The organism is Zhongshania antarctica (assembly GCF_014202945.1).
GTDB classification, from domain to species: Bacteria; Pseudomonadota; Gammaproteobacteria; order Pseudomonadales; family Spongiibacteraceae; genus Spongiibacter; species Spongiibacter antarcticus.
The window spans coordinates 321381-337105 of the sequence record NZ_JACHHW010000004.1 but is presented as its reverse complement, the minus strand read 5'-3'; the positions used below and the strand labels follow the sequence as shown (position 1 = coordinate 337105).

Sequence of the window (15725 nt, the reverse complement as noted above, 5' to 3'; positions counted from 1 at the left end):
GCCCCGCGCTGCGCTCAGCGACCTTTGAATACCGCCTGACGCCGCTCTTTGAACGACGCCACACCTTCGGCGGCATCCTCACTTTGCATTAACGGCACCTCTCGAGCAACCAGATCTGCGCACTCATCGAGACCATTCAATAAATAATTGCGCGACGAGTCAAGACTGGCCTGTACCGCCAGAGGCGCTTGAGCCGCAATATTTTTCGCCAGCGACAAGCCGGCATCAAACACCTTATCGTCATCAACTACTTCCTGCACCATACCTATTCTAAGCGCGGTTTCGGCATCAAATTCATCACCAGTAAGCAAGTAGCGCTGGGCATTGGCGTAGCCAAACTCTTGAACCATTCTAACGGTGGCGCCGCCGCAGGCCATGATTCCTCGCCTAACTTCAATCTGCCCAAAGCGAGTTCCTCGCCCACAAATACGCACCTCGGCACCCAGGGCAAGCTCAATCCCAATGGTGTAACAAATGCCGTGTATTGCCATGACAATCGGTTTACGGCAACGATGCTCGGGGCGCAATCCCAGAGGGTCGCACTCATCAGGGGGAATCGCTGGCCATTCGCCCGAAGAAAAGACGTCAGTCCATTCCGGTAAATCTAAACCTGCGGTGAAATGCTTGCCATTTGCATAAACAAGGCCGCAATGTAAGTTACTGCTCGACTCGAGAAGCTTGTAGGCTCGCGCGACCTCATGCCAAGTATCATGATCAAAGGCGTTGTATTTCTCTGGCCGATTAAGGCCGATCAAAAGCACTTGGCCACGCTCTTCTATAATTACTTTGTTTATGGGCGTCATTTCATCTCCGTGAATAATTTATATGGCGAGTAGATTCGAAATACTAATCTTCAAAGATAGTAGCGCGAATGCCATAAAATGCCATCACGACAAAATAAACTGCACCTGATACTCAAACTGCGCCAAAATTGCATCGCCCTCGGCAGATGATTCTCGAGACACATCGAGCAAATCTGGAATTAGGCTCAAACCTAGGGAAACGATCGCTGCTACGGCGGCGCGCTTTTCTGGCAAGCTAAACCGCTCAAAGAGGCCGCGCTCATGAAAATCGCTGGCCATCTCTTCGACGATTTGTCGGACCTCGTTACGAATGGCACCGCGAATCAAGGCCGAACTACCTGCCCGCTCCCGCGCAATGAGAATAAATAAGGCCTCGTTACCCCTAATATAAGCAAAGGCTGCCTGTACCGACGCGGTGACAACGGCAGATTCTGTGTCAGCGTCACGCACCTCTTTCAACAAAGCCCTTAAGGTGCTGCCAACGTCGTTTACCAGCGCCAGACCAAGCTCTTCCATGGACGTAAAATGGCCATAAAATGCTGGCGGACTTAGGCCGCAAGCCTTGGTAATTCTACGCAAGCTTATTCCCGCCAAACCGCTTTGGTCTTCTGCGAGGAGCTCTAGAGCTGCATTCATTAATTTCTCTCGATTTCCTTTGCGGCTCTGCTTCGGCTTAACTGCGCTCATACCTTCCCCGTCTGCATGATATTTACTCGACACTAACTCTCGGCCGACATTATGTGTGAAACAGTGATCCTAGGACAAGTCCCTGATAAATCGGCAAATACTGAGCACAGTATACCTTAATAGAAATCCTATATTGACACTTGTTAAGTTAGCTTTTAAAGTACAACTTTACACATGTTAATATAGCGGAAGGCAATAATAAATGAACTCATCCGGCGAAGCACATTGGCAAGACCCAAAACGTTACCTTTGGTCACTCGGCTTACTGGTACCACTCCTTCCAATCTTTGGCGCACTGATTTACGTCCAGACCGGACAAATATGGGGCTGGTGGTTAGCGCCTGTTATTGTGTATTTCATCATTCCGGCATTAGATTATCTGATCGGAACAGATCGCTCTAACCCACCAGAGTCAGCGGTTAGCCAACTCGAAGCCGACAACTACTACAAATACATTGTTTACGCCTACATCCCGCTACAGTATGCGGGCACATTGATTACGGTGTGGTTCGCCGCCACCGAGCTAGGCGCACTAGGCATCATCGCCGGTTTATTCAGCTGCGCCTATGTAAATGGCATTGGTATTAACACCGGCCATGAATTAGGCCACAAGCGCGATGCGCTAAGTCAGTTTCTTGCCAAACTTGCACTCGCCCCGGTTGCCTATGGCCATTTCTATGTAGAGCATAATTTTGGCCATCACCGCCGAGTAGCCACACCAGAAGATCCTGCGAGCTCAAAAATGGGGGAAAGCTTTTGGCGTTTTCTACCCCGCACGGTAATTGGCAGCCTGCGCTCGGCCTGCGAAATTGAACGCCAGCGACTCGATCGCAAAGGGCTCGGCTTTTGGCATTGGCGTAACGATGTTTTACAAGCTTGGGCTATGACGCTCATACTATTCGGTGGCTGCACCGCAGTATTAGGCTGGCCAGCCCTTGCCTTTCTTGTTGTACAGGCCGCACTCGGTTCGTCTTTACTCGAAGTTATAAACTACGTTGAGCACTACGGCCTCTTGCGAGAGAAAGATGCCAACGGTCGTTATGAACGCTGCCTGCCGAAGCACTCATGGAACAGCAATCACATTGTTACCAACTTGGTGCTCTACCAACTACAACGTCACTCCGACCATCACGCTCACCCGAATCGCGCATTCCAAGCCTTGCGTCATTTCTCAGACAGCCCCCAGCTACCATCGGGTTACGCTTCAATGATGATGCTCGCCTACTTCCCACCCCTGTGGTTCAAAGTTATGGATCCCCGTGTTGTAGCGCACCACCGAGGCGAGTTTGCCAAAGCCAATGTGCACCCAAGCAAGGCCGAGAAATTAAAGATGTACTTCACATCAAGCCAGAACGGCGTCAGTGCATGAACAAGCATAAAACCAATAACGTGGAATATTACGGGGTAACCGCCCTGACCGAGGTGTACTAAAATGATAAAAAACAAAATTGGTATAATTGCGATATCTGCTGCAGCAATGCACAGCGCAAGCAGCACAGCCGCTCAGCTCGAAGAAGTGGTGGTTACGGCCCAGCTCCGCGAGCAAAGTCTGCAAGATGTGCCCGTTTCTGTCAGTGCTATTAGCGGCGCTAAAATGATGGAAGCTGGCTTGTCTAAAATTGAAGACCTACAAGCCTACGTGCCTAATTTCACCATGACCGAATCAAGTATCGGCACCGATATCTATATTCGCGGCATCGGCTCTGGGGAAAACCAAGGCTTTGAACAATCCGTCGGCATGTATGTGGATGGTATTTATTATGGCCGCGCGCAACTTGCCCGGGCCCCCTTTCTGGACTTAGAGCGGGTTGAAGTGCTGCGCGGACCGCAAAACATTTTACTCGGTAAAAACAGTATTGCTGGGGCAATTAACATCAGCACCGCGTCGCCAAGCGATGAAACTGAATTTTACGTGCAAGGTACTTTTGAGCCCGAGCTAAACGAGCAGGTTATCGACTTTGTCGCCTCTGGCCCCCTAAACGACAAGCTCAATGCACGCTTCTCAATGCGTCAGCGCCACACCGATGGCTTCGTAGAAAACCAAATACTAAATCGCGACGAGGCGCAGCGCGATGAAGCGACCTATCGCCTAAAGCTGGGCTGGGATATTGGCAATGACGCCGATGCCATGCTGAAATTTGAGCTTGGTAGTTTTGATGTCATTGGCCGCCAGTCAGAAATTATTAGCGACTACCCTTCCGACTCCGACATCTTCTTATTCACCGGCCGCACTTACGGCGAAATTTTAAACGACACCGTATTCCCAGATTTAGGTGCGGTTGGCGGTTTGCTCGGGTCCCTGCCCGCCGGTATTCGCAATTTAATACAGCTGCAAGATAACGGCTCGATTCTGAATATGCAGGCCGACGATTCGGTACTTGATGTTAAGGCGGATCGCAAACGCCACTCCAATGGCGACTTCAGTAATAACGATACCCAAAACATCACATTGAATCTGAACAAGTATGCCGACGGCGATACCTTTACCTCGATCACCTCGTATATGGCTTACCAATATGACGAAGAATGCGACTGCGATTTTACCGGCGCACCGCTGTTTCAAGTGGTTATGGAAGAAGAGTACGAGCAATTTAGCCAGGAATTCCGTTGGATATCAGCCCCTGGCGAAAATTTCGACCTGATTGCTGGCGCCTATTTTCAATATAACGATGTCTATTTCTTCGACTCGATTGTGCTCCCCTCAACCCTCATCCCGCAGCTGATAAACGCTGCCGATATTCTAGAGGCTGGCGGTCGCGGTGACATCGACCCGGGCGCCAATGGCAACACGGGGTTTGAATTACTTGGCATCGGTGACGCGGGTAACTCCTTGATCGATATCCGCTCGCCACGGGATTTCAAAAGCGACTCAATCATTGCATCCACCTTCGTCCAAGGTACCTGGATCATGAGTGACAGCTGGCGCTTAACCTTGGGTGGTCGCTATACCTTTGAGAAAAAGAGCGGCAGTCGCAGACTTGAATTCGGCTTGCCCGGCGGTTCCGTGCTCCCTATTGGTGAAACCGACACGGCGGCGGCAGTCACTTTTGCGGCAGAGCGGCACGATCTCGCGGGTAAACGCACCGAGTCACAGTTTGCGCCATTGCTCAATTTACAATGGGATATCAACGACGCCGCCATGGCTTATTTTTCTGCGCGACGTGGCTTTAAATCGGGCGGTTACGATGCCAGGTCAAACTCCTCGCCCAGCGCTGAGCCCACCGCAACGAATCCTACGGCGACCATCCCTAATCCGAGGGTGTTAATTGGTAGTTTTGAATTTGAAGAAGAGCGCGCAACCTCCTACGAATTTGGTTTAAAAACCAGTTTATTCGACGGTATTGCGGAATTGAATTCAGCCCTCTTTTACACCCAATTCGACAATTTACAGGTAAGCGTATTTGACGGAACTCTCGGCTTCAACGTGGGCAATGCGGCGGGCGCAGTCACCCAGGGTGTCGAGTTCGATGGCCGGATTGCCTTAAGCGAGCACATTATTCTTGGTGCAGGACTCGCGTTTTTGGATTTTGAGTTTCAGGATCATAAATTCGGCACCTGCATTCAAGATCAAATTCCCGACAACGCCAACGGCATCAACTGCGACTACAGCGGTAAAACCAACCAGTATGCCGCGGATTACTCCGGCAACGTGCTGCTGGGTTACGAGCGCGATTTAGGTAAATCACTGGTACTGCGCGCCAACCTAGATGCTATTTTCAGCGACGAGTATCATCCTTCGCCAAACTTGGATGACCGGGTAAAACAAGACGCGTTTGTTCAATTCAACGGGCGTATTTCAGTATCGTCTAGTGACGGGGTGTGGGAAGTGGCACTGCTGGGTAAAAACTTGACGGATGAGCTCATCATTCTTTACGCAATTGACACGCCGGTCGCCAAAAAAGTCATCGCGGGTACCACCACCCACCACGGTTTCACCAATCCCCCGCGAACCTTTGCGCTACAAGCCTCATATCGCTGGTAAAGATCAGATGCTTGCCGGTTTTGAGTTTAAACACGAAAAAACCGGCCTTTTTAACAGGCAGTGGCAGGCGCTTAAACACCCTGCGGCAGGGTATTAATCAACCCCCGAATTAAACGACCATTCGCACTAATCAAGGTAGAGCGAGATGAGCGGTAATCTTCCAACAGCCAATGCAATGCCGACTGACTAATGGCGCCAATCAGCGCGAGACCAGTGATGCGCGTCTCCTCTTCTGGCAATCGCCAATCCGGCAACATGGACTTACCGAGGTCGAGCAACAAATCAGCAAACTGCTCAATTCGCTTGGTATACAGCTCATCGATACGGGGGCTAACGCCGAGCACTTCCAACCAGCAAACCCGTGCAACGCGCGCATTTTCAAAGGCGGTAAAAAATGCCTCAAGGCCGGCGTCTATCGCGCCATTCGCGAGTTGTTCATTCGCTGAGGCATTAATTGCAGTGATGACCTCGGTTTGAATCTGGTCTAGCGACTCGGTATACACCGCCGCCAGCAGGTCTTCAGTGTCAGTAAAGGTTTTATAAAAATAGCGGTCCGTTAAGCCCGCTTGTTTACACAGCATTCGCACGGTGGTAGCGCGGTAACCAACAGTACCGAAGAGCTCCAAGCCCGCGTCCAAAAATTGACGGCGCTGACGCGCAAGCCGCTCCTCAGCACTTTCGCCGCCATAGATTCGCCCAGATTGCTTATTCTGGACACCAATTTGTCGTGTATTTTCCATGACAGTATTTGACGACAAGCGCCATCAGAAGTAAAGTGACGTCAACTGTCATCAGATAAAAATACTAGCCCTCAAGGAGAGGATTCAGGCATGCAAACTCAGCGCTATCGGGTAGTCATCATTGGCAGCGGCTTTGGTGGCCAATGCGCGGCTATCCGCTTGCAGGAACAGGGTGTCACCGACATCCGTATTCTTGAGCGCCGCGACTATATGGGTGGTACCTGGTGTCAAAACAGCTACCCCGGCGCAGCGGTAGATGTACAGTCGCCACTGTATTCAATCTCGTCAGAGCCCTACTCTTGGTCGCAGATGTTTGCCGAACAAGATGAACTGCAGCGCTACACCAATGCGGTAATAGACAAACACGGGCTGCGCGACAAGACCACGCTTAATGCCAATGTAAAACAAGTGGTTTGGAATGACGCAACTAAACACTGGTTAATAGAAACCGACTCTGCTGGCAGCTTCGAAGCCCAAATTCTAATTAACGCCTCAGGCCCGCTGAGTACTCCGATTATTCCTCAATTCCCTGGCAGGGACACGTTTAAGGGTAAAAGCTTCCACACCAATAGCTGGGATCACAGCTACGATTACACCGGCAAACGCGTGGCAATTATCGGCAGTGGCGCCAGCGCGGCCCAAGTCATTCCGGCTATTGCCAGCGAGGTTGATAAACTACATGTTTTCCAGCGCAGCCCGCACTGGGTGCTACCCCGCGCCGACCGCAAATTCTCCCCGTTACAGCGCAAGCTCCTTGGTTTTAAACCCCTTTACAAAGCGCTACGCTGGTCGATTTACTGGGGGCTTGAGACCCGCGTGCTCGGCTTTAAGTATTCAAAGACCTTGTTAAACTTACTCGCTGGCCGGGTGGCGTTAAAGCTGCTTAAAAATCAGGTACCCGATCCAGCGCTACGCAAAAAACTTACGCCGAGTTTCACCATTGGCTGTAAGCGCGTCATACTATCGAGCACCTTGTACCCTGCTCTGTCGCGCAGCAATGTCAGCGTACACGACCAGCACGACGGCATTAGCGCAATCACCGAAAGCGGTATACTCACCACAAAAGGCCAGCAAGTAGATGTCGACCTTATTGTTTGGTCTACCGGCTACGATGCCACCGACGGCCTGATCTCCTACCCAGTCATTGGCAAAGACCAAAAGCACCTTTCAAGCTTCTGGGCAGAATATCCCCGCGCTTATCTAGGCACGACGATACCAGGCTTCCCCAACTTATTTGTGGTCACCGGCCCCAACACCGGCATCGGCCATACCTCGGCAATTTTCGTGATTGAGTCGCAAATTAAATACATTACCGACAGCATTCGCCGTCTCGAGCAATCTGGCAAGCAAGCCATAGAAGTGCGCGCGCACGCCGAAGATGAATATACCCAAATGGTGCATTCCGAAATGGAAAAAACCGTGTGGAAGTCCGGCGGCTGTACCAGCTGGTATCAAAGCAAAAGCGGCCACATTGTCGCCATGTTCCCCGGCTTTAGCTTCACCTTTCGCCGCTTAGCCAGCCGCTTTAAATCAAAACACCACCAGTTCAGCTAAGGCAGATAAGATGAAAGACTTTAATAATAAGCTCATTGTTATTACCGGCGCGGGCTCAGGCATGGGCCGAGCCTATGCACTGGAGTTTGCCAAGCTCGGCGCACGCCTCGCCCTTAACGACTACGATAGCAAAGGCCTTACCGACACCATTGACTTAGTGCACAAACAAAGCCAAGTAGAGATTTATAGTGCCGTCTTCAACGTCGCCGACCGCGCCGCGATGGAGGACTTCGCCGCCAACGTAAAAGCCGCGCTTGGTAACGCCCATGTCATTATTAATAATGCGGGGGTGTCTGGCGCAGGCAAGCCGGTATGGGCGACACCGCTCTCGGCCATTGAGCGGGTTATGGGTATTAACTTCTACGGCGTCGTACACGGCACCCAAGTGTTTTTACCGCAGTTAATTGAAAATGGTGAAGGCGCCGTGGTCAATGTATCCAGTATCTTTGGTCTGATCGGTCCACCCAATCATTGCGACTATAGCGCCGCCAAGTTCGCGGTGCGCGGATTCACCCAGGCACTTATGGTTGAGCTACACGACAGTCCCATCAGCGTACACCTTGTGCACCCCGGCGGCATTGCCACCAATATTGCCAACGTGCCTCAGCACCAAGCGTTTTCAAAAAAATACCTATCTACGCCACCCGAGGCAATTGCGCGGTATGTCATTCGCGGCATTCGCAAAGGCACACCAAAAATCGTCTACGGCAGAGATTCGTTTAAAACCCGGCTCGGATCAAACTTCGCGCCCCTGCGCTTATTAAACAAACTCATATGGCGAGACATGCGTGACGTCATCGACCGCAGTGACTACCCGCTAACACCCTCCCCCAAAAACACTATTTCCACATCGATTAAAGAAAGGAATGCAGGATGAAGAAGTCCATTTTATTTGCCGCACTCGCAGTCACGGCCAGCCTTGCGATTTGGGCCAGTGTCACTTACCCACGCGTTGGCGGCGAAGTGCTGCACTTAGCCAGTAGCATTGAAACCAAAATTTACGGCCTTCATCGCGCCGAGGTCAACATCAGTGACAGTCGCATGATGAGTTGGCAAGGTGGCCCGCAAGAAGCCAAAGAAACCGTGGTCATGATTCACGGCTATAGCTCCGAGAAAACCGTGTGGATGCGCTTTGCCAGCCACTTCACCGACAGTTACCGGGTTTTAATTCTAGATTTGCCTGGCCACGGCGAAACCGCCTTTGATCCCGCCCTACAATACGACACCGTGAGTCAGGCTCGGCGTGTCGTAGAAGCAATGGACGCACTTAATATTAAACGCGCCCATATTATTGGCAACTCAATGGGTGGTTTTATCGCCGCGCAATTAGCACTACACCACGCCGAGCGCGTGCAAAGCGCCGTATTAATTGATGCCGCTGGCGTTGTTGCCCCTCAAGAAAGCGACATGGCCAAAATGCTCGCGTCGGGTCGCAATCCTTTTGAAATTCACAATCGCGATGAATTTATCGAATTCTACGCCATGACCATGGCCCAGCCCCCGTACTTACCGAAAATGATCTTAGACTATATGGCAGACGACTATATTGTTCGCCGCGAGTCACTCACCCGCATCTTCCAAGACTTCCATAACAGCGACTTTCTGGATGCGCGGCTATCTGAAATTCACGTTCCCGTACTGATATTGTGGGGCGAGCGTGACCGCCTGCTGCATATCAGCTCAGCTGCGGTATGGCAGAGCGGCATAGCCAATGCCGAACTCATCACCTACTCGAACCTTGGCCACATGCCGATGCTAGAAGCGCCCAGCCAGAGTGCAGAAGATGTTCTAACATTTCTTGCCAAGCATCCCTGAGCCGAGAATACGCAAACTCAGCGCTGACACATTAAGCCAGCGAAAATAAGAGTGAGGATATGGGCTCAGGTATGAAAACCTTTAAGGGCAAAGTCGCCATCGTCACTGGCGGTGGTGGCAACGGGATTGGCCATCACCTTGTGATGGCGCTTGCGCGACAAGGCGCCAAAATCGCCTTTTGTGATATTGCAAAACTCGATACCACAGCAACAAAATTGGCAGAACTTGGCGCCAACTACTACAGCGAAATGGTGGATATGGCCGACAAACAGGCTATCTCCCAGTTCATTGACAATGTACTCGCCCGCTTTTCCTGCATCGACCTGTTAATTAATAATGCCGGCATTGCCCTTGGTGATCTCAGCTTTGGCGAAGCGAGCGAGCAAGACTTTGAGAAAATCACCAACATCAATTATTGGGGTGTCATTCACACCACCCAGCGCTGTTACCCCCACCTGCTAAAGCGACCAGAGGCGGCGATTGTTAATCTCTCAAGCTCTCAGGGAATCCTTGCGCTACCCTATCTTGTGCCCTACTGCACCACTAAATTTGCAGTTCGCGGTTTCACCGACAGCCTACGTGCAGAGCACCACATACGCGGCATCCGCAATGTGACGGTGCACACCGTGCACCCCGGCGCCGTCGCAACCAACATCACCCTCAACGCTGACCATCACAATAGTGGCACCCAACAATTTCACGAAGACTTACAGCGCGGAACCCAGCCCGCCGACGCCGCCAACATTATTCTGCGCGGTGTGCAAAAAAATGTCGGCCGAATATTTATCAGTGATGGTCGTGCCCAAGACATACTCGCAAGAATGCTGCCCACTGCCTCGGTCTATATTGTAAAATTGATGATGCGGATCCGCGGGATTGCCGCCCGCTAAGCGATAGCCTAGCTCAAATGCTATAAGGCCATTCTTCGGGCTATTTTATCAATGTCATCATTTCTTCACAGCGCATCATTAGACTCTGCGAGCATAATTTCCGGAGTCTGTTATGTCATTACCTCGCGACCCAAAATCCCATCAATTTCCATTGCGACCCCTAACGCGTCGCCGCTTCGTGACAGGAAGTCTTGCCGGCGTAGCGTTAACCGCGTGCAATAGCGGTAGCAGCCGACGCGCTGACAGCAGTATCAAACCGCCAGAACCAATACCTACACCAAGTCCCGAGCCAGAACCCATACCTGACACCGAAGTAACTGGCCCGATGATGCCCCGCGGCCTACACGCAAGTTTGATTGGCGACAGCCATACCTCTAGAACCGTCACCTGGTTTACCGATGGTGAAGACGCGCCAGTGTCCTACTTAGAATATTCCTCATTTGAGCTAGGTCTAGACGAGTTCGCCATTCAAGACGACGCCTTTGAATTTAGCGTTGAGGCCAGCACATCACAAACCACCGGCATCGAAAGCTACACCCATCGCGCCAGTGCAGAGGGCATAGACCCCGACCGACCACTGCGCTACCGGGTTGGCTCCGACGAAGGCGGCTGGTCGGCAGTGTATATTGTAATGCCAAGCCCCCGCGACGAATGGAGCTTTATTCATTTCGGCGACCACGGCACCGGCGAACTGGCCCAGTTAGTCACCGCTGAAGTTATGCGTACCCCCGCTGATTTACTCATGTTGGCGGGTGACTTGTCCTATGCCAATGGCGATCAGCCAGTTTGGGATCTGTGGTTTGAACAAATGCAGCCACTGCTGGCACGCCGAATTACCATGGCCGCGCCGGGTAATCACGAACAAAAGGACTTTGGTGGCGACACCTTTAAAAATCGCTTTACTCACCCGCCTAAACCATTAACGTCGTCGTTTGGGCCTAGCGATCCAGGCAGTACCTTCTACTCCTTTGATTTCAATCGCGTGCACTTTTTAGTAACTACCGCTGGCGCCCTGATCGGCGACGGCACCCTACCAGAAGAGTTATTGAATATAGAAGCTGACCTTGCCAGTGCCGCACTACGGCGTCTGCGCGGCGAAATAGATTTCATCATTGTGATGCAGCACTTCACCATTTGGACAGACCAGCTTGATCGCAGCCCCGCGAATTTTAGCTTGGTGGCCTTAGAAGAAAATATATTTATGCGCTACGGCGTCGACATTGTCATTGTTGGTCATGACCACGTGTATCAGCGCTCAGCACCCATGTTTTTGGGCCTTCCCAATCCCTTGGGCTATGTACAAATGATGGTCGGCACTGGCGGCGCATCCATACGGTTATTTGATGATGACGGTCCGCAAATTTGGTCGGAGAGCACCTTTGTCGGCATTGGCTTTGCGCACTACAAAGTGAGTAAAGGAAAAATCAAAATAGACTATATTGGCGCACCGCCACTTGATATGTCCGATGTGGGCCGCGAATACAGCCAAGGTAATTTCGATGTCCTCGACAGCGTAGAAATCAATGCAAAATCAATACTGGCCTGCAGCCAATGCGCAATGCCTGCGCGAGGCCCCGAGATCCTAATGCATAATTTTGAGGCCATTGCTGCCCACACCCGGGACCGCAACCGCCGTGCTTTGCTGCATTGTGGCTAGCAACTGATCAGATTTAACTGCCAGCACCCTATCCATTAGACAGATGATTTTCTTAGCGCGAGCATTTACCCATGCCGCGCACGCCTAATCGCAGGGTAAAACAGCGAAGCTTGTTTTGCGCGTTTCCGCAATTTTCAGCCTTCTAGATGTAGTATGCTCAACGGAGAGATTAAAGTTTAATTAGCGACAGGTATTTCCCTCATGGCAGCAGGCTCACTTTTAGCCCTTTTTGACGATATTGCGACTTTATTAGACGACATCGCAAGCATGTCGAAAATCGCCGTTAAGAAAACAGCGGGTGTCTTGGGCGACGATTTAGCGGTAAACGCCGAACAAGTGGGTAATGTTCGCGCAGAACGCGAGTTGCCCGTGGTGTGGGCGGTTGCGAAAGGCTCACTACTTAATAAAATTATTATTGTCCCCGTCGTATTATTAGCCAGTATGTTCATGCCTTGGTTGATTACCCCGGTATTGATGATAGGTGGTGTCTATTTGTGCTTTGAGGGTGCTGAGAAGGTTTGGCACAGCATTACTCATCGCGGTGTTAAAGATCACTCGCAAAGCCGTGCGCTTTTACACAATAGCAATGCCGACTTACTAGAATTAGAAAAAAAACGCGTCAAAGGCGCAATTCAAACCGATTTTATTTTGAGTCTTGAAATCATCGTAATCGCTTTGAGTACCGTGCAGGAAGAAGCCTTTGCCAAGCAAGCTATGGTATTAGCCGTAGTCGCCATTGGCATTACCATTGGCGTTTACGGCTTGGTTGCGTTGATTGTTAAAATTGATGACCTTGGCCTGCTGTTACTTAAGGCAAAAAGTAACTTGGCCACAACGGCCGGCAATTTCTTGCTGTGGTTTGCACCAGCATTAATGAAAACCTTAACCGTAGTTGGCACCTTAGCGATGTTCCTAGTCGGTGGCGGCATTCTAAGCCACGGCTTTGATCACTATGCCAAGCTCGAATTCACGCTGGGTCACTTACATATTTTTAGCAATAGTTTTGCGAACGGCATTGTCCAAAACCTGTTCAACGGCCTTATTGGTATCGCTGCAGGGGCTGTTGTTGTGGCCTTGGTTTCACATTTTCACCGCCATCACCCAGAATAAATTAACTGGTTTAAAACGAGATTCAGCCAAGCACATCCATTTTTAAAGCAAAAAAAGGGCCGCATTTGCGGCCCTTAACATGAGAGAACAACGCCTTTGTTTAGGCTTTAAGCTTCTCTGACAAGAATAACCAGGTATCCAATACCGAATCGGGGTTCAGAGAAACGCTATCAATGCCCTGCTCCATTAGCCACTGGGCAAAGTCCGGGTGATCCGACGGGCCTTGGCCACAAATACCAATGTATTTACCGTGTTTTTTACAGGCGTCTATCGCCATTTTAAGCAGGGCTTTTACCGCGTCGTTACGCTCGTCGAATAAGTGCGCGATGAGGCCTGAATCACGATCCAAGCCAAGCGTGAGCTGGGTTAAATCATTGGAGCCAATTGAAAAGCCGTCGAAGTACTCAAGGAATTGCTCAGCCAGCAAGGCGTTGGCGGGAAGCTCGCACATCATAACGACTTTTAAGCCGTTTTCACCACGTTTAAGGCCATTGGCTTCAAGCAGTTCGATGACTTGCTTAGCTTCACCCACCGTGCGGACGAAAGGCACCATGATCTCGACATTGGTGAGATCCATGTCGTTGCGGACTTTTTTCAAGGCCCGGCATTCCATTTCAAAACATTCCCGGAAGGAGTCTGAAATGTAACGTGAGGCGCCACGGAAACCCAACATGGGGTTTTCTTCCGAGGGCTCGTACAAGCTGCCGCCGATCAAGTGAGCGTATTCATTGGATTTAAAATCGGACATCCGCACAATGACGCGCTTGGGGTAGAAGGCACTGGCGATAGTAGAGATACCTTCCACCAGTTTTTCTACATAGAACTCGGTTGGGCTTTCGTAGCCAGCAATACGACGCTTAATGGCGGTTTGCACGTCACGAGGTATATCATCGAAATTAATTAGCGCCTTGGGGTGCACACCAATCATACGGTTGATAATGAATTCCAAACGCGCCAAACCAACACCGGCATTGGGGTAGCCTTGGAAGTCAAACGCGCGGTCGGGGTTACCGACGTTCATCATCACTTTAAATGGCAGCTCAGGCATGGTGTCGAGCTTATTGCGATTGATGTCAAAATCAAGAATACCTTCGTAAACCATACCGGTATCGCCTTCGGCGCAAGATACCGTCACAGCTTTGCCGTCAGGCAGAAGCTCAGTAGCATCGCCACAGCCCACAACCGCAGGAATACCCATTTCTCGGGCAATAATCGCGGCGTGGCAGGTGCGCCCGCCACGGTTGGTAACAATGGCTGAGGCGCGCTTCATGACCGGTTCCCAGTCGGGGTCAGTCATGTCGGTGACCAGCACGTCGCCCTGCTGAACCTGATCCATTTCGCTGATGTTATTAATGATCCGCACCGGACCGGCGCCAATACGTTGACCAATTGAGCGGCCTTCGCACAGTACTGCGCCCTTTTCTTTAAGCAGGTAGCGCTCCATTAGGGTCGTAGACTCACGGCTCTTAACGGTTTCAGGGCGAGCTTGAACTATGTAGAGTTTGCCGTCGTCGCCGTCTTTCGCCCATTCAATGTCCATGGGACGACCGTAGTGCTGTTCAATGATCATGGCCTGTTTAGCCAAGCCCAGCACTTCTTCGTCATTAATACAAAACTGGTTGCGCTCGCCTTCGCTGACGTCCACGGTATCGACCGAGCGCCCCGCACTAGCATCGCTGCCATAAACCATTTTAATCATTTTGCTGCCGAGGTTACGGCGCAGTACTGCTGGGCGATCTTTCGCTAGGGTCGCTTTGTGAACATAGAACTCGTCAGGGTTAACCGCGCCCTGCACAACGGTTTCACCCAAACCGTAGGAGGCAGTGATAAACACCACGCCGTCAAAGCCAGATTCGGTATCCATCGAGAACATCACGCCAGCGGCGCCCGTCTCAGAACGCACCATGCGCTGAATGCCCGCCGACAAAGCGACATCGGCGTGTTCAAAGCCTTGGTGAACTCGGTAGGCAATGGCCCGGTCGTTGTACAAAGAGGCAAACACTTCCTTGATCGCGATCATAATATTGTCCAGGCCGCGAATATTCAGGAAGGTTTCCTGCTGACCAGCGAAGGACGCATCTGGTAAATCTTCCGCCGTTGCCGATGAGCGCACCGCGAAAGACATAGACTGATTGCCATCTACCAGTTGCTCATAGGCCTCAACCACGGCAGTATTAAGCGCCTGTGGGAAAGGTGTTTCAACAATCCACTGGCGAATGTTTTTACCGACCACGGCAAGACGTTTGACATCGTCGATGTCGAGGTCTTTTAACTCGGCGATAATGCGGTCGTTTAAGCCGCTTTGCTGAAGAAAGTCGCGAAACGCATCAGCGGTCGTAGCAAAGCCACCGGGAACCGAAACACCGGCCTGTGACAACTGGCTGATCATTTCGCCTAGGGATGCATTTTTACCGCCAACGCGGTCAACATCGTTCATTCCTAGATCGTTGAACCAGATTACGTATTCAGACACGTTATTATCTCCCG

General features: G+C 51.2%; 12 protein-coding genes. 8 read left to right on the top strand and 4 right to left on the bottom strand.

What is annotated here, in order from left to right:
- Positions 1-14 precede the first annotated feature (14 nt).
- A complete protein-coding gene (locus HNQ57_RS08720; protein ID WP_221301630.1) occupies positions 15-803 on the bottom strand; it encodes a crotonase/enoyl-CoA hydratase family protein in 789 nt (262 codons plus the stop codon).
- 84 nt (positions 804-887) lie between these two features.
- On the bottom strand, positions 888-1490 hold the full coding sequence (locus HNQ57_RS08715) for a TetR family transcriptional regulator (RefSeq protein ID WP_184462333.1): 603 nt from the start codon (positions 1488-1490) through the stop codon (positions 888-890).
- 202 nt (positions 1491-1692) lie between these two features.
- On the opposite strand from HNQ57_RS08715, the gene HNQ57_RS08710 reads away from it, so the two are divergent.
- Both HNQ57_RS08710 and HNQ57_RS08705 read left to right on the top strand, forming a co-directional pair.
- Positions 1693-2859 carry an alkane 1-monooxygenase gene (locus HNQ57_RS08710; protein ID WP_184462332.1) on the top strand — a complete coding sequence of 389 codons (1167 nt, stop codon included), beginning with the start codon at positions 1693-1695 and terminating at the stop codon, positions 2857-2859.
- A gap of 63 nt (positions 2860-2922) precedes the next feature.
- Positions 2923-5472, top strand: a complete 2550-nt coding sequence (locus tag HNQ57_RS08705) for a TonB-dependent receptor (RefSeq protein WP_184462331.1) — start codon at positions 2923-2925, stop codon at positions 5470-5472.
- A 71-nt stretch (positions 5473-5543) separates the two neighbouring features.
- On the opposite strand, the gene HNQ57_RS08700 is transcribed toward HNQ57_RS08705, so the two are convergent.
- Positions 5544-6212 (bottom strand): TetR/AcrR family transcriptional regulator, encoded by a 669-nt coding sequence (locus HNQ57_RS08700; RefSeq protein ID WP_184462330.1) that lies wholly within the window; start codon positions 6210-6212, stop codon positions 5544-5546.
- 90 nt (positions 6213-6302) lie between these two features.
- On the opposite strand from HNQ57_RS08700, the gene HNQ57_RS08695 reads away from it, so the two are divergent.
- From HNQ57_RS08695 to HNQ57_RS08670, 6 genes are all read left to right on the top strand, one after another.
- Positions 6303-7766: a flavin-containing monooxygenase gene (locus HNQ57_RS08695; RefSeq protein WP_184462329.1), complete on the top strand. Its 1464-nt coding sequence runs from the start codon at positions 6303-6305 to the stop codon at positions 7764-7766.
- 10 nt (positions 7767-7776) lie between these two features.
- Positions 7777-8643: an SDR family NAD(P)-dependent oxidoreductase gene (locus tag HNQ57_RS08690; protein WP_184462328.1), complete on the top strand. Its 867-nt coding sequence runs from the start codon at positions 7777-7779 to the stop codon at positions 8641-8643.
- Positions 8640-9581: an alpha/beta fold hydrolase gene (locus HNQ57_RS08685; RefSeq protein ID WP_184462327.1), complete on the top strand. Its 942-nt coding sequence runs from the start codon at positions 8640-8642 to the stop codon at positions 9579-9581. Before HNQ57_RS08690 ends, HNQ57_RS08685 begins: the two co-directional genes overlap by 4 nt.
- Before the next feature lie 71 nt (positions 9582-9652).
- Entirely contained in the window at positions 9653-10471 is an 819-nt protein-coding gene (locus HNQ57_RS08680; RefSeq protein ID WP_184462326.1) for an SDR family NAD(P)-dependent oxidoreductase, read from the top strand.
- A 112-nt stretch (positions 10472-10583) separates the two neighbouring features.
- Positions 10584-12128: a purple acid phosphatase family protein gene (locus tag HNQ57_RS08675; protein WP_184462325.1), complete on the top strand. Its 1545-nt coding sequence runs from the start codon at positions 10584-10586 to the stop codon at positions 12126-12128.
- Positions 12129-12329: 201 nt separating this feature from the next.
- Positions 12330-13238 carry a DUF808 domain-containing protein gene (locus tag HNQ57_RS08670; RefSeq protein ID WP_184462324.1) on the top strand — a complete coding sequence of 303 codons (909 nt, stop codon included), beginning with the start codon at positions 12330-12332 and terminating at the stop codon, positions 13236-13238.
- A gap of 100 nt (positions 13239-13338) precedes the next feature.
- Here HNQ57_RS08670 and ppsA read toward each other — a convergent pair whose 3' ends face one another.
- The gene (gene ppsA, locus HNQ57_RS08665; protein ID WP_184462323.1) at positions 13339-15711 is read right to left on the bottom strand and encodes a phosphoenolpyruvate synthase; all 2373 of its coding nucleotides are present in this window, start codon (positions 15709-15711) and stop codon (positions 13339-13341) included.
- Between the last annotated feature and the right edge of the window lie 14 nt (positions 15712-15725).